The organism is Paenibacillus sp. EZ-K15, from assembly GCF_002573715.1.
Taxonomy (GTDB): domain Bacteria; phylum Bacillota; class Bacilli; order Paenibacillales; family Paenibacillaceae; genus Paenibacillus_AQ.
In genome coordinates this window covers 106,139-123,937 of record NZ_PDHM01000005.1, presented here as the reverse complement: position 1 = coordinate 123,937, position 17,799 = coordinate 106,139, and the positions used below count along the sequence as shown (strand labels likewise).

Sequence of the window (17,799 nt, the reverse complement as noted above, 5' to 3'; positions counted from 1 at the left end):
TGTATCAGTCCGCCAGCCATCTTTCCAAGTGCTCTTGAATAAAATCGTCATCGTTCAAATGCGGATAATCCCGGTAGACTCTGTCAATCTCTTCGGATTGGCCGGGGGACAGCGTCTCATGCGGATTCAGGCACCATATGCCTTGCAGCAGTCCCTGCCTGCGGAGCACCTCATGGATACCTGGAATACAGCCTGCAAACTGATGTGCAGGATCGAAGAAGGCCGCATTGGAGTCGGTAATCTCCACGTTGCGTGTCAGCCATTCCTTCGCGAATCGATCCTGCTTGCGTGCCTCCTTGATCTCTTCCAGCAGCTCCACCGCTTTCTTCGTCCAGACTGCCCAATGACCGAGCAGACCGCCGACGATAGGCTTGGTGACTAGCATCCCGTCCACCTGGAATTGATACGTCGTCAGCAAATCATTGACGATGTTATCGTCGTTCCCCGTGTACAGCGCAATATCATCTCTACGGCTCGAATAACAGACGGCACGAACGACGTCCATCGTCTGGTAGCGGTTGAAGGGAGCCATCTTGATCGCAACGATATTCGGAATTTCGGCGAAGGCCCGCCAGAAATCGAAGGAGAAGATATTACCGCCAACCGACGGCTGAAGATAAAAACCGATCACCGGCATCCTCTGCGCAATCTCCTCCGTGCGCTTTAGAATGTCTTCTTCGCTCCATCCTCTTAAACCGCCCATGCTGAGAAGGACGGCGTCATAACCAAGCTTGCGGGCAATCTCTGTTTCCTCCACAGCCTGCTCCGTGGGGCCGCAGACACCGGCCACCATCATGAACGGCCGATCGAGCTCCGCCCTGCGAACCTCTTCTGCCGCAAGTCGCAGCACGGGTTCATACAAGTCGATGCCCTTGTCGCGGATCTCGAATTGAGTCGAATGAACGCCGACCGCAACACCGCCTGCACCGGATGCCGCATAATAACGCGTTAATGCCCGCTGGCGTCGTTCGTCCAGCTTCCGATTCTCATCCAATGCCAGCGGGTGAGCCGGTATAACGAGCCCTTCATGCAGAGCTTTAAGCTTCTCGGGGGCCAAACGTTGAGTTATAGGAACCTGTCCGCTCATTAGAATTTCCCCTTTCTCTCTTGGAAGTGAGTCGGCTTATTCCAGCTCTCGCCGCCGGATTGCACCCATGCTGCGGTCCAGTCGAGCATCTGCAGCAGAGACACCTTCGGATAACCGAACAGCTGGTGGGATTTCGCAGCATTGTTCAGGAGTGCAGTCTCGGATTCCGTACCCGTAAAGGTCACTTCCTTGCCCATCCGTACCGCCAATTCCTGTGCCGCCCAGCGGATCGACATCGTCTCCGGTCCGGTAATGTTGATGATTTCCGGAGGCGAGCTGCAGTACAGGAGCGAACGGAGCGCCATTTCGTTGGCATCCCCTTGCCATATGATATTCGCATGCCCCATCGCCAGGTGAATCGGCCGGTCCTCATGGATCGATCTGGCCAGCTCATGCAGAACGCCGTACCGCATGTCGATGGCATAATTCAGGCGGTAGATCGCCATCGGCGTACCATTCTGGTGGGAGAAATATTCAAAGACGCGCTCTCTGCCGAGACAGGACTGCGCATACTCTCCGACCGGCTCCGGCGCTACCGATTCATTGACTCCGCCGCTGCCCACCGGTGAGAACGGATACACATTTCCTGACGAGAACACCACCATGCGAGATTGCTTGAATTTCTCGGCCACCCGGCCCGGCAAATACGAATTCATCGCCCAAGTAAAATATTCACGACCGGTCGTGCCGAATTTATTGCCCGCCATATAGATCACATTAGGAGTCTCAGGCAGCTGCTGCAGCTCCCCATCGTTCAGCAGGTCGCACGAAATCGTCTGGACGCCCGCCTCTTCCAGCTCGCGTCTGGCCTCTTGGTTCGAGAACCGGGATACGCCGATGATCCGTTTGCCGCCACCGCCTTCGCGTACGGCGTTCGCTGCCAGCCTTGCAAGACTGGGACCCATCTTCCCGCCGACACCCAGCACAAGGATATCCCCCTCCAAAGACGCCAGATCGGCAACAAGCTGTGCTGAAGGCTCAGCCAGCTTCGCTTCTAATTCTGCAACGGTTAACATGAACAATCTCCTCCTCCGATTGATGATTCATCCTCATCATACGGCCTCGCTTGATATAAAGACAAATCTTTAAATCGTCTTTAAATAGGCGGCGATGTGCCATCATACTCGGCAGACTTGCTTCCCGGGAAACGGCGACTTTCAGCCCCTGGCGGTCGAGCTGCAACCATCTTCATGACAGCATAAGAAAAACGTCTATCGACGTACTTTCTCAGTAGACAGACCGCGTTTAGAGGAAGTTTTTCTTGCGACATAAGGATGCTAAGCCTCGGATGTTTATACTTCTTATCTCTTAAAAAAAGCCCCCTGATCTCAGGGAGCAAACGAAACGTTCAGCACGATGTGTCGAAGCACGAGGAAGGCAATGAAAAAGGAGGCTGCCAGCCCCAGCATCGTGAAGATGACGATTTTCTCAACGCGAGTAAACTTGACCTTCGTTTTATTCATCACGATCACCTCGTCTTCCATTATAGTACAAATATGATATCCTATTCCAGAAACGTAAATCTGGGATTTGCCTTGGCCTTCCTCTGGATTTTATGTGCGTTTTTTGATGCATTCGGGTCTGCTCCTGCCATTATTCGTCTTTCATTCGTTTTTCCTCGTCCTTTTGGTCTTCCGGATGCCCTTGCTCAGATGTCGGGCCGTTATTGAGCAGCTTTCGTTTACGGGCTACCTCTTCCCGTTTCCGTTGCCCCGATCTTCGCGCCAGCCATAGGATGAGCAGAACGAAGGCCGCGATGACCAATACGGGAAGCGAGCCGGAAAGGATGACGATAATCCATTGGACGATGATGGTGATCACGTCGATGCTGCCCTGAAAAGCTTGGGAAATCCGCTGCCCGAGCGGTGCCTGAATGGCGGACGTTTTGGGATCATCCTTTTTTTGGGGCGTCTCGTAAAGCCTGATTTCTACCGTGGAATAAGACACGTTTTGGTCAATGTAACGCATTCGGCCTTTCATCTGCTCGATTTCCGATTGGATGCGCTCCAGCTCGTTGGCAAAAGCGACAAGGTCGGTCGTTTTGGTCGCTTTTTTCATGAAGGCGACGTACTGCTCCTCCATGATTTGCTTGGCCTTGAGCCTGGATTCCAAATCGACGTATTCCTCAGTCACGTCCTGCCCTTCGATGCTTCGCTGCAGGTTTTCATGCGCAATGTTCTCCAAACGGTTTAAAAAGGAGGAGAAATCGTTTGCAGGAACTTTCACAATAAACGTGCCGCCTTTTTCGCTGCTGGACTGGGTTTCGCTGAAATTAACAATATAACCGCCGGAAAGCGTCACTGTGTTCCGGACTTCCGACTGCGCTTTTCCATAGTCCTGAATCTCCATCACGATATTCGCTTTGTACATCAGCTTTTTGTTGAGCCCGCCTGATAAATCCTGGGAATTAAACCCTGCGCCGGAAGCCTGGGCAGGCGATGGCATATTCGGAAGCTCGGCATCCGCCGATGCCGGCTCCTCGACGCTCTTCTTGCTCGTCACCGCCATTTCGTTTTTGGCTTCCGCCTCACCTCCATCTGTTTTGATTGAGGCTTGATCCGCCGTTGTTTCTTGCGATTCTACGGCCGCGGCACCTCCAGCGCTTTTGTCTTGAGAACCCGAAGAGCAGCCGCCGACCAGCAATACGATAAGCATCAAAGCAGCAATCCATGAACCCCGCTTCCTCATACTTCAACCCCCTGAAGATAAATATTTTCCATTTTATCTACTAACGGTTCCATCATCTGGAAGGTTGCAAGCACTAAAGAAATTTATCAAGGCGGGGCCTTTTGCTCCGAGAAACCTTTGCCCTCTCCATGTATCGCTTCGCCGCACACGGTAAGTACGAACGTCATTGTCAATGCACACCGGCAGGTTCAATCTGGCCTGCAGTTTTTCCGGAACTCTCCCGGCAGATAGCCTGTCATTTCGCGGAATACCTAAAAAAAATACTTCTCGTTCGGATAACCGGACTGAACGGAAATAGGCCTGCCGTGCCGCTTTCCTTAATAAAGGCGCGTGGTCCCCGTCACTTTATATCCCCGCATTGATGGTACCTGACCGTATTCGCCATGTCGATATGGCACCACCGCGCCTTTTTCGTTCAAAACAGCGCAGGAAAAGCGCCTCCTTTCGTCGCGAAACGAAAGGGGCGCTCGTTCCAAAGCAATTTCACAGCGCTACTCCAAAAACGTAAATCTAAAAATCTGCCTTGGTCTCCCCCTCGGGACCTTCTCGATTCCGGCAATCTCGACCAAGTCGTTGTCGGTCCACAACTGGAGCAGCCGATGTGCACTGCGGACGGTAATGTCCAGCAGGTGAGCGAGCTCATGGACCTTGTATTCATATTTACCCGAACGGGCACGCTGGTTCAGCAGCTTGCTCAAATAGGCACTCGTCATACCCGCATCCTCTGCCCGCTTGATCAGCTCTGCATCTGTAAAGGACAGCACCTCCTGCACAGGGTCGGCCATCTCCAGCGGTCCTATCAGCGTTCCATCCTCCCGGACTATAAAGCAGGCGTTGCCGCCAACCTCCTTGGATTTCCGCATCGCGATGCGCGCATTGGTTCCCGCCATGCTGGCCGACTGGCCGAATCCCATGCCGATGCTGAGCGAAATACCATAAGTTTTGTTCACGTCTTTAGCCAAGGGAATCGTTTTGTAACCGCCGGTTTCCCGTTCAAAGATGCCCCGCGTCGTGAAGAACAGATACTCGTCCCCACCCAGATGGGTCAGATAACCGTCCAACGATTCCACATAATCGAGCACCATCCGGTGAATATCCAGCTTCAGCTTCTGCACCTCATGCTCATTATTCCGTCTTAATGCCTGCGCGCCAAAATCGTCTATATTAATCATCCCGACCACGATCTGTCCTTCCCTGCTGCGGCGGGATGCCGTGGACAGCAAAGCCCGCTCCAGCGATACCACGATATCCTGATCGGAAGGCAGCATCCACACATTCGGGACCCCTAGCTTCGTCAGCTCATGGGCCACCGATTCCACGCCCGTGAACGCAACAGAGCACCCGCCGGATTCATATTGAAGACGGTGAAAATCAATCAGATTCCCCTTCGGGGCATAAGCAGGTCCATCGTAAATAACAGCTTGTACAGCCGGGATACCCAGATCCTTTATCGTCCGGACCACCATCGTCTCGGTTAAGGTATCCACCGATATGCCACCAGCCAGTCTTCCCCGCTGCCCGGCATGGAACAGCGCTTTATATAAACCCGCGTCCGTGACGGGGACATAATGCACAGGGATTGAGACCTGTCCGAGCTCCTTCACCTTGCGCTGGGACAGCGGATCCGAGAGGAACAACACCTCAACCTCGCCCCCGATCCGCTCAGCCAGTGCCGGCGCTTCATCATCATCCTGAAAAACAAGCGGCATGGGGTCAAAGGAAGGAAAGGTTTCAATAACCTTCATGATTTTATCAACGATCGTCTGGGTTCCGATAATACCGATACGAATTTGCTGGACAGGGAGTTGCCTCCGCTCCGTCATGTTTCCTTCACTCCCATCTTTCCCATTGCCGAGAAGCCGCTTATCGGCAAGCCGGCATGGATACCTAAATCATACCCGCTATCGAATATTTGGCAAGTGAAATTGGCCAGCGGGATTCATTACTTTTCAATTCCATCCATGCTGCCTACCTCTATAAATCCCCGCAAAAAAAGAGCCATTACGGCTCTTTAATAGGCTTTCTTTAATATATAACGAATCCATAAATCATGCGCACGGTGCGCGGTCCGGGCATGCTTGGATGCGATCGGCCATATGCCGATTATTCACCATGAGACTACCAGCCCAGATCCAGGGTCTCCCCCGTCTCCGCATAGGTCTTCAGAATGCTCATGACCATCCACCAGCTGTCCGCTGCCTTGGCGCGGGACGGATGATCCGGCGTGTATTGATCATTGACGAGCGTCAGCTTGGTACAATTCCCTACCGGCTCGAGGGTGAACGTAATCCGAGACTCCAACTCCTCATGATTCGCGTAATACGACGGACCCGGATGTTCGGACAGACTCAATCTCTTCTGCGGCTCATAAGCCAGAACCTTCCCATAGACATGAACAATCTCCTCTCCGTCATTCCCCGGACCCACATAAGCGTAAGGCTCCCCTACTTGAAAAGAAGACCTCAGCTCACTCCCGAAAAAGGTGGCCCGAGTTCCCTCCGGCAAAGTCAAGACATCCCACACCTTCTCCGGCGAAGCACCGATATAAAACTCATAATGTAACGGCTCCATTATAGTTACCTCCTACCATCCATGTAATGCACAGTAAGACCGGCTTGTCCTCCTGTGATATGATGATGTTATCAAGCAGCTGCGATCCAAGTATTGTAAAAATGCGACAGGCTGCAACCTGTAGAATCACTTCAAGCACAAGTCCCGTGTGAGGGCCAGTGGTCCATCGATCCTGGCCTGTTACGGATTATCGGAGGTGTTTATGTATCCATGATTCAGCATCCTCATCCGTCCAGCCTCGGCATTTTGAACATGAACAGAGCCGGAGAGAAGTTCCAGCTCCTGCGAGTTCCCCCATCCAGGGACCTTTCCTATTTCATCAAGCATTACTGGATCATTCATTGGGATTTAACCGATCAGGAGCCTCATCTGCAGGATGTTGTTCCTAATCCTTGCGCCAACTTGGTGGTTCAGCCCCATCGAACCGCTTTTTATGGCGTATCCAGCACCAGGCATTCCCACCATCTGGAGGGCATTGGACAAGTATTCGGAATCAAGTTCAGACCCGGCGGATTCTATCCGTTCGTGAACACGTCCATGGACCGTCTGACGGATTCCTCCATAGGGACCATGGAGATTCTCCAAATCGAGCCCCATACGCTGGAGCAGCAGCTATTGACCGCAGAGGAACCGGAGCATAAGGTTAGGTACATGGAGGAGCTTATTCGCCGCGTTCTCCCCGAAGAAGACGAACAGATCGAACGGATTCATACCATCATTGATCGGATTCATCACAACCGGGACATCATTCGGGTCGAGCAGGTTTGCGAATGGTTCCAGATGAGCCCGAGAGCACTTCAGCGCCTATTCAAGCAATACGTCGGGGTAAGCCCTAAATGGGTGATTCGCCTGTACCGGCTGCAGAATGTCGCCGAGATGCTTGAAGGCCTTGATCATCAGGATGTGCTGGAGCTGGCCATGGACATGGGTTATTATGACCAGTCGCATTTTATCCGGGATTTTAAAGCGGTGATCGGTAAAACACCAGAAGTTTATATAAAGGAACGATAATCCTGAAGGAGGTACAGCATGTATACGATACAGGCGATCGGAACGATCCATAACGAAAGAAAGGCGATTCAGGATGATTACTGGGGGGATGTTATCTCGGAGATCAAGCTGGGCGAAGAATGGGATGAATGCTCCCTGGATGGGATTGAAACGTTCAGCCACCTTGAAATCATCTATGTATTCCATCTCGTCCAGGACGACAGCATCCAGTACGCGGCGAGACATCCGCGAAATAATCCGAGCTTTCCCAAGGTCGGTATCTTCGCCCAGCGGGGCAAGAACCGCCCCAACAAGCTTGGAGCCACCATGGTGGAGTTGGTAAGCAGGGAGGGCAGGTCCGTTTTCGTTAAAGGGCTCGATGCCATAAACGGGACTCCCGTCGTTGATATCAAGCCTGTCATGGAGGAATTTTTACCGAAGACAAAGACCAAGCAGCCCGAATGGGCTACGGACATCATGTCCCGTTACTGGGAATAATCGCAGAACGCTTCATTTAAGCAAAAAACAGCGTTGCCGCGCCCGGTCCATATAGGTTCAAGGACCGGCATGGTCAAGCGCTGTTTCTGTTGATCCGCATAATTCTGCATAACCTTAATAGTTCATCAGCTTAACTAGACCGGGCTCTGACTCGAGATCGGCAGACTTATTTCGACCGATGTTCCCCGCTCTTCCTCGCTCCGGATGACAATCCGGCCATTGTGGCTCTCCATGATCCGGTGGACGATCATAATGCCAAGGCCATTGCCGTCCGGCTTGGTCGTATGAAAAGGCTCCCCAATCCGCTGAAGCACGTCATCCGTCATGCCGGAGCCGTTATCCGTAAAAATCACGCGTTGATATCCTTCCTGCACATCCAGATGAATGTGAATGTTCCCGCCATGCGGCAAGGCTTCCATCGCATTCTTCAGAATATTAAGAAATACCTGCTTAATCTGGTTCCGATCACATAGAATCGTTGCATGCTGCCCGATGCATTGGGTCATGTCGATCCCGCTAAGCTTCGCCTGAATGGCAAACAAGTGGAGCACCTCTGCCAGAATCTCACCGCAATCCTCTAGCTTAAAGACCGCAGCCTGGGGCTTGCCCAGAATCATAAATTCCCCTACCATCAGATTAGCCCGCTCCAGCTCGGACATAATCAGGTCATAGTGCCGAAGGCAGGCGTCCTTATTCGCTAACTGGAGCATTCCCTTCACCGTGGTGAGAGGATTGCGCACTTCATGAGCGATGCTTACGGCAACCTGACCGGCAAATACCAGCTTTTCCGTATTCCGCAGCACTTCCTCCGTCCGCTTCAGCTCTGTAATATCACGAAGAAAACCTACCACCCGCATGAGCTGTCCCTCACGGTCATAAGCAGGCTGAACATCAAGTATATAGTGATTCATGTTTCCAGAAATCTCAAGCGAAAGCTCTTCTCCGATGCAGATTTGCTGCCGGTGTATCACCCGCTCATAATACTCGCCAATCGGCTTGATTCCGAATACCGATCGACCCACATATTGGGTTCGGTTTCGGTCGCTGCCGCCTTTGCACAGCAGGCTTAAGCTGGTTTCGTTCATCTCCAGAATCTGACCCTTTGCATCGGTAATGATTACGCCATAATGATTCGTTCCGAGGAGCACCTGATTCAAGGTTTGCAGCTGCGTGTTCTGTTTGCGGGTAACCATCTCCCGTTCCAGGGAATCGGCCATCGTGCACAGCAAGGCATGCAAATGCGGGTGAACAAACTCCCTGTGCGTCATTAAAGAGATCGTTCCTATGATCTCCTTCCCATCCCCGCCATGAAAGGGAGCCGAATAACATGCCATGCGGTGAAGAATGTGATGAAAATGGTCCTCTCCTACCAACGTAAACGGCCGCTCGTACCGGAGACACAGATCAATTGAGCTTGGACCGTCTTCTTGGGAATAGCCGTTGCCCTCGGCAATACCCAAATACCGGGCTGTTTCTATAATGGTCGGGTCCCCTTCCATATCAAGAATGAATCCCTCGTTATCCGTAATTGTAATCACGACAGGGTTTCCTGATCCGGAGGAAAGGAACTTATTTACGAAAACTTGTATTACTTCAATGTACTCTTTATATTTTGCACGCCTTGCGGCCAATACCTCATCATTCAATCGATTCGTATGTGTTGGAACAAGCTCCGGGTCCATCCCCTTGTCTATACACTGCTGCTTAGTTTGCTGAATGATCTCCTGATCAGTTATTTCACCACATTGATTATCCAAAATCACATACCCCTTTTTATTATACTGCCACTTTAATGTACCCTAACGTTTATTCTATCACTTTTATCGGCAGATGGAGCCTGCCGGTAAACTTAATAGAATGTGAACATGGCAGCGTTCATCTTAGCATTTATGAATATATACGGGATAAGCAGAACTTTGGAAACATATTCTTTTATTCTTCTCCTGTTTATGTAACTCTTTACAGGAAATATCCGTTTAGGATGTAAAGGAGATGAGAATCCATGTTCAAACCCAATATGACTTACCTGTTCCTCATGGCCGTTCTATTTCTTGTAACAGCCTGCTCGAGCAATCAAGCTGAAGCGCCGACTTCATCATCCGAACCTGCGACAACTGCAGTGATTGACTACAACAGTACGGCGGAGAACATTTTTTCATTATATAAAGAGGAGGACATGAGTACCGAGGATAAAGTCACGAACATGCTTGCTCAATTGGAAGGCATAGACTGGACAGAATATAACCGCCTGAGTAATGGCCAAACATTGGCGACTCTTGAGCTGCTGTATACCCACCGCTCCCTTATCAAACCCGAGCATTACAGAAGCCTGTTCCTGGCAACAACAAATCTCGACGGCGCCTCTGCCGAGCAATATGCCGCCATCGCAGGAGAATTGTTTACCCAAGACACGGAAGGCGTGGTTCAAGCACTTGCTGATTTGAGTGACGATGCTAACAGGCAAAGCGTCATTTCCAGTATTGCTTACCATCTTGGTTACCAGGATGTTTCACAGGTGAGGCAAGAGCTCGAACAATGGCAAACGAATAAGGGGCTGGGGGATCCCGAGAAGAACGTCATCACCTCCCTCATAGCCGCACTTAACAATCCATAATACCATTAACACCCTTGCCCTGCTGGTCATATCTTGCGACCGGACTCAAACGGTTTCACAAGCCTTATCTATGTCATCAACTCGAGATAACCGACAACGCCAAAAAAAGCCGACCAAGATCTACATCTTGGTCGGCTCTTTGTATCGATAAAACAAGGGTACACCTTATTGGTTTAGCAGGAACTCTTCTCCGGCAATGCCTGGGGATGTCATATGGTAAGGGTCCAGGATGACCTGGATTTGTTCCTCTGTCAAAAGACCTTGCTCCAGAATAATCTCCTTGATGCTTTGGCCTGTCTTCTGGGCTTCCTTCACCAGTCTGGAAGCTACGTCATAACCCAGATGCGGGTTCAATGCCGTAATAATGCCGTAGCTGTTATCCACGAAGTACTTGCAGCGTTCCTTATTCGCTGTAAGATCGACCATCAGATTCTTGTAGAACACATCCATGCCGTTCTTCAGGATTTTGAGGGAATGCATCAAGTTGTTCGCTGCAACCGGAACCATGACGTTAAGCTCGAATTGCCCGGCTTCGCATGCCAAACTGATCGTATGGTCATTGCCGATAACTTGAAACGACACCTGGTTCATGACCTCGGCCATAACCGGATTGACCTTGCCCGGCATAATCGACGAACCCGGTTGTCTCGCCGGCACGTTCAATTCGTTCAAGCCCGCTCTCGGGCCGGAAGCCATCAAGCGGATATCGTTGCACATTTTCGAGAAGTTCACGGCACACACTTTGAGCGCAGCCGATAATTCCATATACGCATCGGTGTTCTGGGTAGCATCGACCAAATCTTCAGCTTGCTTCAAGGAGAAGCCTGTCTGCTCAATCAAATGTTGAACGACGCTGTGCATATAGTCAGGCGTTGCATTAAGTCCCGTACCTACGGCCGTCGCTCCCATATTAACGACTAACAAACCTTGCGCCGCCCGCTCGATGCGATTGATGTCACGCGTCAGAACATTGGCATAAGCCCCGAACTCTTGTCCGAGTCGAATCGGTACCGCATCCTGCAGATGCGTGCGCCCCATCTTGATGACATCGTCAAATTCCTTGGCCTTCGCCTGAATGCCGGCAACCAAGGTTCGGAACACCTCAAGCAGATCCTGTGTCAGACGGTAAGACGCAATGCGGATCGCCGTCGGAATGGCATCGTTCGTGGATTGCGACATATTGACATGATTATTAGGATTGCAGTAGAAATACTCAGCCTTCTGTTTTCCCAAAATTTCCAGCGCCCGGTTCGCCAAGACCTCATTCATATTCATATTGATCGAAGTGCCTGCTCCGCCCTGGATGGAATCGACAATGAATTCGGAACGGAGATTGCCCGCGATGACCTCGTCTGCCGCATCTATAATGGCACTGCCTATCTTTTTCGGCAGCAGGCCAAGCTCCATGTTCGCCAGTGCCGCGGCTTTCTTAACCTCGCCCAATGCAGAAATCAATTCTGCATGAATGGGTACCCCGCTGATCGGAAAGTTCTCTACCGCCCTAACCGTATTAATGCCGTAATAGGCTTCCACAGGAAGCTGTTTTTCCCCCAGAAAATCTTTTTCAATTCGATACTGCATATCCATGGACAACATCACCATCGCCTTTTGATTATTTTGTATCATGCTTGTCACCTGTTATCATCCAGCTTGCCCGGATATATACAGAATTCTGCCTTCCAACTTGAAATCCTCTATAGCTTACGCGTTTTGTTAGTGAATATTGAATGATATGTGTGAATGCGCAAAAAAAGAGACTTTCTTTAAGTATAAATACCCAGAAAAAGTCCCTCTTACCCAACCAGGGTGATTTCGTCTATGGACACCGATTGGGGCAAACATGAACTAGACCATGGTTGTCTTCCTATACGGAGGAAAACCTAACGAGATGACGGCGCCTCCCTCTTTGCGATTCCCCGCCGTGATCAAACCTCCGCAGCGTTCCACAATTGCGCGGGCAATGGCCAGACCCAGGCCGGACTCCCCGTTCTTGCCCTTCACAAACCGGTGAAACAGGTACGGAAGCAGTTCCTCGGATATGCCTTCGCCATCATCGGAAACGGTGAGCAATACCCGGCCATTTTGGATACCGGCTTGAATGTATATATGCTTGCTCGCGTGCCTCGCCCCATTCGAAACGATGTTCAGCAGCGCTTGCAGCAGCTTATCTCGGTCGGCATACACCATTAATGATTCGTTATCGCCATAGGAAGGATGCACGAACAGTCCTTTTTTCACCAAGACCGGATTGACTCTTTCAATCGTTTCCTCCACGAGCTCCTTCAAATTAACCGCCGTGGCTTTAAATATATCATCCTCGCTGTCCAGCTTCGCGAGCAGCGTCATCTCGGTCACGATATTTTTCATGCGGCTGCTCTCACTCATAATGATATCCAGCCCTTTGCGGATATCCTCCCCTTCGAATATGCCGTCCCGAATTCCCTCCGCATACCCGGAGATGGACATTAGTGGCGACTTCAGTTCGTGGGATGCGTTCTGGAAGAATTGCTTCTGCACATGATTGTACCGCTCCAATTCCCCCGCCATTTCGTACACAGACTCTGCCACTATGCCGATCTCTCCGCTTGCCGACACCCGCTGAACTTCGGAGAACTGGCGCTCTTTCACCTTCTTCAATTCCTCCCGCAGCAGCATGAGGGGCTTAATCAATCTCTTGGTGATGAACAAGCTTAAGATAACCATAATTACGCCCCCCACAGCAAATACGAGCATCAAACGCCCCATCAGCGCCTGCTCAATAGCCTTGATTTTGCTGACTGGCGTAATCAGCGTTACCGTTCCTTGGGGAACAGCCGTGACCTCTGTGAGATACGTATCATTCTTGATGGCGGATTGGAAGGATGTCGGGTCATCCTGCGTGAAGCGAGCTATCTCCGTATACGGATAAGCAGGAGCAACGGCCATTGGAGCCACCACATTTCCCTGAGCATCCTGAATAATGACTTCCACATCCGCAATCCGAGAAGCGGCATAGCCGCTGACGGCGATCGGCGTGCTATCGATCGGAATGCTCTGGGCAGCAGCCGTCTCGAGCGTTGCCGAAAGTTCGGCGCCAATGGACTGCATATCCTTTCTCTGCGTACCGATAAAATGGTCCAGCAGCACGTAATGAATCACGACCGCCGTCACGGACAGCACAAGTATGAGTGATAAAGCAAAGGCAAGATTGATCTGATGCACCAGCTTCATATCGACGTTTCCTCCCCATCCGTTCTCATTCGGTATCCATGTCCCCATATGGCCTCGATCGGCAGATGCTCTACTTTCTTTCGAAGCCGTTTAATGAGATGGTCAACCGCCCGGTCACTTCCAAAATAGTCGTCCCCCCATACGGAGGTCAGCAATTCGTCCCTTGTAAATGCACGGTTCGGATGCTCGGCAAACACTTTCAGCATCTCGAATTCTTTGTTGGTCATATCTACTTCTTCCCCGTTCCAGAACACGCGTCTCTCCTCCAGCATTAACTGAAGTCGCCCATTGCTTAGCTCCGGGGAGGCTGCCGTAAGCCGCGGAACACTCTCTACATGATTGAATTTATACCACCGGTTTAGCTGTCGTTTGATTCGGGCAATCAGCTCACGGGGGCTGAACGGTTTGACCATATAGTCATCGCTGCCCAGCTCAAGCCCCAGTATTTTATCCACTTCGCTATCCTTGGCAGAGATCATAATGATGGGTACCTCGGCTTCCGCACGTATCCGCCGGCACAATTCGAAACCGTCCATGCCGGGCAGCATAATATCCAGCACCCACATATCCGGCGGATTCGTTCTCCACATCTCCCAGCCTTCCTCTGCTGTTCCAAGCCCTACGGTCCGGTAACCTTCCTTGCGCAAATAAGCTTCCACCAAATTCCGTATATGCTGATCATCGTCGACCACGGCGATGAGATAATTTTGGTTCATATATATCGTACCTCCGAGTTAATCTCCTCCCAGTATACCAAGCGTCGTGCGGCGAATGGGGAATGCCATTATTTTTCCACAAATACACCAATGTTCTGCCAATGCTGACTCGTACACTGGGTACTGTAAGACAAACCAACCCGATAAGGAGTGTTACACAATGAAACACAGATTATTTGGAAAACTCGCCCTAACCGCCGCCCTGCTTGGAACAGCAGCCCTTCCAGTCCATGCCTCAGGTACTGACACACCAAGCGACGCACCAAGTCAAACAGGTAAAAGCGCGCCTCTTAAATCTGCTGCAACCATCTCCATTCTGCCAAATCCGCTGGAATTGGCAGAGAAATACGCGCCGGAAACGGTTCAGGATTGGAAGGAGACTCTGGAGAAATACGGCAAGCTTGCCGGAGCTGAGGGAACATTCTTTTTCTCGGAGGCAGCAACCACCGTTGAGGTTAATGGGGACGTGAAGCCTGATGACGTAAAGGGTGCCCTCGAATTTTCAATCGCTGTGAAGGCTACGCCGGCTAAAGATATCCAGGAATTAATCGACAGCGGAGAAATTAAGGAATTCAATACAACCATGATCAAAGAAAGTGTCACGCCTCTTGAGGATGTAACAGTATTTGAAACAGGAGAAGCTGTGAAAACGGATTCCGTTGAGGTTCCATCCAGCTTGATTCAAGCTGATGAAGCGAGTGTTAAGGCAGTGAAAATCAGCGATGAGGATCTGGCTTTCATTCATGCAAGAATAGATCTCTTCAAATCAGTGGATTCCAAGGATTCTGCAGCCATTAAAGATGCGCTGGCGAAACTGCTGGACCAGTACAAGGAACAGATCACCAAGCTGGAAGCTGCAGCGAAATAAAGTTAAATACAGTTACGTACTGTTAAATACAGTTGTAACTCACAACGCGCTGCGCACGCCCGATCATACTTAACAAAACACCCCTTGCCGGTGCCGCGGCAAGGGGTGTTCGTGCTGCAGGTTCTTTCACGATTTTTTCGCCATAACCTTCATCAGCTTAACAGCCGAGCGCACGCGGGGCCGCTTCAAGTGCTCCTCCACATAGCGGTAATCCGTCAGGATCACTTTGGCATCCCGTAGTCCGTAAGCAAAATCGTCATCGAACAGCAGCCGATACTCCCATACCCGCTTTTCCCAATTCGGAATATTCGCCAGCATCCATTCATCTTCCGCTCCGGGATGGACATAGGTTTCGCTGACTCCTTCAGGGAGTCTGTACAGCTTATCGATGAGCGATTGCTTGAAGCTCTCGTAGGTCTCTCCCTCGACAACAGGAAACGGATGCGAGAGCAGATAATCCGGGATTGGCACGCCAAACGTATCAGCAAGGCCTGAGGCGAGCGCAACCGGACGCTCGATATTCGGCAGCGAGCTGAGCAGCGGATCCTCCGGGTAGATATAGCGGAACAGTCGTGCGGGGAGGCGCCAACGCGAAGTCTTCCACAGCATCTGCGGAATGAGGCTTCGCCCCGTTTCCATCCCGTACAGGCTGCCCATATGATTATCCACATGACTGATGCGAATGCCGGCCTTGCTCGCCAGACGGTACTGTGCCTCCAGCTCTTTTAACACAGCACCTGTCACTGCTCCCCGTTCAAACTCCGGAACGGTCCGGTATTGATGACCGCTAGCGTCATGAAGGGAAGAGTGCCCCGTTAAGCTGCGCCATCGCAGAGCCTCGAATTCGCTCGTCAAGGTCAGATGCAGCCCCACGTTCGGTTGACGTCGGCGTGCCACCCAGGAGGCCGCTTCTTCAAAGCCGGGAGCCACGGTCATGATGGTTGCCGAGGAGACTTTGTTCTCCTCCAGCAGATGGCGGATCGCCTCATTCATGGCCTTGCTTTGCCCGAAATCGTCACAGTTGATGATCAGTCTTCGCTCCATGGTCGTGTCCCCCTCCTATGGTTTTTGAAAATTCGATTTTGGTTGCAAACGATAACAGAAAGGAAATAGCCAGCAAGCACAATGGAACGACACTGATCAAATACCTGAAGGTCGATTCCGGATCGCTCCCCGGATTATCACCGCTTTCATACCCGAATATCATGCCTACAACAAAAAATGCCAAAGCAGAGATCAATCCGCTGGAACGCGTAATAAAGCCGCTGACAGCCGTATAGATGCCCTCTCTGCGCAGCCCCGTCCGTTCCGCATCCTCATCGATGATGTTGCCGCTAACCATGGCCGGCGTTACCAGAAATCCCGCCAGACCGAACCCAACGCCAATGCCCGCCAGAATCCCGCTCATCAGATCGTAACCAAACCAGAGCGGAATGACCGAAAGTCCATACACGCCGAGCGACAACCGCCATGCTCTCACACCATCCATTCTTCGGATCATCCAATACCAGACGAATACTAGCGGAATGACCGATACAAACACGGCAGCCAGCAGAATGGATACTTGATTGTCAGGGATGCTGAGCACGTATTTTGCATAAAATGGGATCGTCGAGCTTATCAGTCCATTTACCGTCTGGGCAAATGAATTGGAGATGTTAAACACCCAAAACTTCTTATTGCGCAAGGTTTCGCGGAACGCTTGGAAAAGCTTGAGCGGCTCGCTTGCGGTGTACACCTCCTGCTCTTGGACGCTCATCATGCAGAGGAACATGAACACGCCGAACAGCAGCGCGTACAGAATCGCCATATTCGAAAACCCCATGGCGTCATAAATAATCGGGGTCAACGCGGTACCGATCAATAGTGCCACGACCTGGTAGCCCTGTTGGATGGCCGAGGCTTTTGCCCGGATGCGGTCTCCGCGGAACAGCTCGGGGAACAGCGCTCCATAATTGACCCATAGTACGGTTGCTACCGCTTCATACAGGATAAGGGCAACCAAGAACCACACGAACAGTCCGTTCTCAGACAATCCTTCCGGCGGCGAGAACACCAGCACGAAGGTCAGCATGAACAGCGGAATGGCGCCGAACACCCACGGCCTGCGCCGTCCCAGCCGGGTCTTGGTTCGATCAGACCAATACCCCATGAGCGGATTGTTAACCGCATCCCAGATCAGAAATACGGTTCGTGCCAGGGATGCGAGCCCAATGCCTAGACCCAATGTATCCACGTAGAAAAAGATGTAAAAGGAGCTGAAAGCCTGGCTTGGGACCATCATGGCAAACATGCCAAGCGAAAATGAATACGGCGAATTCACCCAACTGCGCTTCATCCGTTTCCCTCCATCCGTCATGGACGATTTTGTTGTACAGTATTCTGCGGATGGCACGAATATACCTGCTCCTGCCGGAGGGTAAAGAGTTCTCACTAATAAAGCTCATACAAAGGCCATTATGCGACCATAAGATTAGATGATCTTCCGAAAGGGTCAATGCCATGGAATCCCTCAAAAGCCGTGAGAAGCAGTTGGATTATGAGCGGGACATCCAGT

16 protein-coding genes are annotated in these 17,799 nt (G+C 51.3%); 4 read left to right on the top strand and 12 right to left on the bottom strand.

Going from position 1 to position 17,799, the window contains the following annotated elements; all coding sequences use genetic code 11:
- Nucleotides 1-4 precede the first annotated feature (4 nt).
- From CRG97_RS02815 to CRG97_RS02795, 6 genes are all read right to left on the bottom strand, one after another.
- On the bottom strand, nt 5-1,087 hold the full coding sequence (locus tag CRG97_RS02815; RefSeq protein WP_098741661.1) for a dihydrodipicolinate synthase family protein: 1,083 nt from the start codon (nt 1,085-1,087) through the stop codon (nt 5-7).
- Complete coding sequence (locus tag CRG97_RS02810) at nt 1,087-2,103, bottom strand: NAD-dependent epimerase/dehydratase family protein (protein ID WP_098741660.1); 1,017 nt, start codon at nt 2,101-2,103, stop codon at nt 1,087-1,089. Before CRG97_RS02810 ends, CRG97_RS02815 begins: the two co-directional genes overlap by 1 nt.
- Nucleotides 2,104-2,415: 312 nt before the next feature.
- Nucleotides 2,416-2,550 carry a hypothetical protein gene (locus tag CRG97_RS33965; RefSeq protein ID WP_272914348.1) on the bottom strand — a complete coding sequence of 45 codons (135 nt, stop codon included), beginning with the start codon at nt 2,548-2,550 and terminating at the stop codon, nt 2,416-2,418.
- A gap of 130 nt (nt 2,551-2,680) precedes the next feature.
- Complete coding sequence (locus tag CRG97_RS02805; RefSeq protein WP_098741659.1) at nt 2,681-3,775, bottom strand: DUF4349 domain-containing protein; 1,095 nt, start codon at nt 3,773-3,775, stop codon at nt 2,681-2,683.
- Between the two features lie 491 nt (nt 3,776-4,266).
- Nucleotides 4,267-5,598 carry a hypothetical protein gene (locus tag CRG97_RS02800; RefSeq protein ID WP_098741658.1) on the bottom strand — a complete coding sequence of 444 codons (1,332 nt, stop codon included), beginning with the start codon at nt 5,596-5,598 and terminating at the stop codon, nt 4,267-4,269.
- 295 nt (nt 5,599-5,893) lie between these two features.
- The gene (locus CRG97_RS02795; protein WP_098741657.1) at nt 5,894-6,346 is read right to left on the bottom strand and encodes an SRPBCC family protein; all 453 of its coding nucleotides are present in this window, start codon (nt 6,344-6,346) and stop codon (nt 5,894-5,896) included.
- Between the two features lie 210 nt (nt 6,347-6,556).
- Between CRG97_RS02795 and CRG97_RS02790 the strand changes: the two genes are divergently transcribed.
- Nucleotides 6,557-7,357 carry a helix-turn-helix domain-containing protein gene (locus tag CRG97_RS02790; protein WP_098741656.1) on the top strand — a complete coding sequence of 267 codons (801 nt, stop codon included), beginning with the start codon at nt 6,557-6,559 and terminating at the stop codon, nt 7,355-7,357.
- An 18-nt stretch (nt 7,358-7,375) separates the two neighbouring features.
- Entirely contained in the window at nt 7,376-7,834 is a 459-nt protein-coding gene (locus CRG97_RS02785; protein ID WP_098741655.1) for an SAM-dependent methyltransferase, read from the top strand.
- Nucleotides 7,835-7,968: 134 nt separating this feature from the next.
- On the opposite strand, the gene CRG97_RS02780 is transcribed toward CRG97_RS02785, so the two are convergent.
- Nucleotides 7,969-9,597, bottom strand: a complete 1,629-nt coding sequence (locus CRG97_RS02780) for an ATP-binding protein (RefSeq protein WP_098741654.1) — start codon at nt 9,595-9,597, stop codon at nt 7,969-7,971.
- A 239-nt stretch (nt 9,598-9,836) separates the two neighbouring features.
- Here CRG97_RS02780 and CRG97_RS02775 point away from each other — a divergent pair, with 239 nt between their 5' ends.
- Nucleotides 9,837-10,448 (top strand): hypothetical protein, encoded by a 612-nt coding sequence (locus CRG97_RS02775; RefSeq protein ID WP_098741653.1) that lies wholly within the window; start codon nt 9,837-9,839, stop codon nt 10,446-10,448.
- A gap of 165 nt (nt 10,449-10,613) precedes the next feature.
- Here CRG97_RS02775 and CRG97_RS02770 read toward each other — a convergent pair whose 3' ends face one another.
- From CRG97_RS02770 to CRG97_RS02760, 3 genes are all read right to left on the bottom strand, one after another.
- The gene (locus tag CRG97_RS02770) at nt 10,614-12,074 is read right to left on the bottom strand and encodes an aspartate ammonia-lyase (protein WP_237566268.1); all 1,461 of its coding nucleotides are present in this window, start codon (nt 12,072-12,074) and stop codon (nt 10,614-10,616) included.
- Between the two features lie 219 nt (nt 12,075-12,293).
- Entirely contained in the window at nt 12,294-13,658 is a 1,365-nt protein-coding gene (locus tag CRG97_RS02765; protein WP_098741652.1) for a sensor histidine kinase, read from the bottom strand.
- A complete protein-coding gene (locus tag CRG97_RS02760) occupies nt 13,655-14,374 on the bottom strand; it encodes a response regulator transcription factor (RefSeq protein ID WP_098741651.1) in 720 nt (239 codons plus the stop codon). Before CRG97_RS02760 ends, CRG97_RS02765 begins: the two co-directional genes overlap by 4 nt.
- 160 nt (nt 14,375-14,534) lie before the next feature.
- On the opposite strand from CRG97_RS02760, the gene CRG97_RS02755 reads away from it, so the two are divergent.
- Nucleotides 14,535-15,242, top strand: a complete 708-nt coding sequence (locus CRG97_RS02755; protein ID WP_098741650.1) for a hypothetical protein — start codon at nt 14,535-14,537, stop codon at nt 15,240-15,242.
- A gap of 126 nt (nt 15,243-15,368) precedes the next feature.
- Here the strand turns inward: CRG97_RS02755 and CRG97_RS02750 are convergent, their stop codons facing one another.
- Both CRG97_RS02750 and CRG97_RS02745 read right to left on the bottom strand, forming a co-directional pair.
- Nucleotides 15,369-16,286 (bottom strand): polysaccharide deacetylase family protein, encoded by a 918-nt coding sequence (locus CRG97_RS02750; RefSeq protein ID WP_098741801.1) that lies wholly within the window; start codon nt 16,284-16,286, stop codon nt 15,369-15,371.
- A complete protein-coding gene (locus CRG97_RS02745) occupies nt 16,258-17,580 on the bottom strand; it encodes an MFS transporter (protein WP_098741649.1) in 1,323 nt (440 codons plus the stop codon). Before CRG97_RS02745 ends, CRG97_RS02750 begins: the two co-directional genes overlap by 29 nt.
- Nucleotides 17,581-17,799 lie beyond the last annotated feature (219 nt).

Excerpts from the sequence above, each read along its gene's own strand:
- CRG97_RS02805 (WP_098741659.1), bottom strand. The coding sequence starts at position 3,775 with ATGAGGAAGCGGGGTTCATGGATTGCTGCTTTGATGCTTATCGTATTG.
- CRG97_RS02770 (WP_237566268.1), bottom strand. The coding sequence starts at position 12,074 with ATGATACAAAATAATCAAAAGGCGATGGTGATGTTGTCCATGGATATG.
- CRG97_RS02765 (WP_098741652.1), bottom strand. The coding sequence starts at position 13,658 with ATGAAGCTGGTGCATCAGATCAATCTTGCCTTTGCTTTATCACTCATA.
- CRG97_RS02815 (WP_098741661.1), bottom strand. The coding sequence starts at position 1,087 with ATGAGCGGACAGGTTCCTATAACTCAACGTTTGGCCCCCGAGAAGCTT.
- CRG97_RS02745 (WP_098741649.1), bottom strand. The coding sequence starts at position 17,580 with ATGAAGCGCAGTTGGGTGAATTCGCCGTATTCATTTTCGCTTGGCATG.
- CRG97_RS02790 (WP_098741656.1), top strand. The coding sequence starts at position 6,557 with ATGATTCAGCATCCTCATCCGTCCAGCCTCGGCATTTTGAACATGAAC.
- CRG97_RS02795 (WP_098741657.1), bottom strand. The coding sequence starts at position 6,346 with ATGGAGCCGTTACATTATGAGTTTTATATCGGTGCTTCGCCGGAGAAG.
- CRG97_RS02810 (WP_098741660.1), bottom strand. The coding sequence starts at position 2,103 with ATGTTAACCGTTGCAGAATTAGAAGCGAAGCTGGCTGAGCCTTCAGCA.
- CRG97_RS02785 (WP_098741655.1), top strand. The coding sequence starts at position 7,376 with ATGTATACGATACAGGCGATCGGAACGATCCATAACGAAAGAAAGGCG.
- CRG97_RS02750 (WP_098741801.1), bottom strand. The coding sequence starts at position 16,286 with ATGGAGCGAAGACTGATCATCAACTGTGACGATTTCGGGCAAAGCAAG.
- CRG97_RS33965 (WP_272914348.1), bottom strand. The coding sequence starts at position 2,550 with ATGAATAAAACGAAGGTCAAGTTTACTCGCGTTGAGAAAATCGTCATC.
- CRG97_RS02755 (WP_098741650.1), top strand. The coding sequence starts at position 14,535 with ATGAAACACAGATTATTTGGAAAACTCGCCCTAACCGCCGCCCTGCTT.
- CRG97_RS02760 (WP_098741651.1), bottom strand. The coding sequence starts at position 14,374 with ATGAACCAAAATTATCTCATCGCCGTGGTCGACGATGATCAGCATATA.
- CRG97_RS02800 (WP_098741658.1), bottom strand. The coding sequence starts at position 5,598 with ATGACGGAGCGGAGGCAACTCCCTGTCCAGCAAATTCGTATCGGTATT.
- CRG97_RS02775 (WP_098741653.1), top strand. The coding sequence starts at position 9,837 with ATGTTCAAACCCAATATGACTTACCTGTTCCTCATGGCCGTTCTATTT.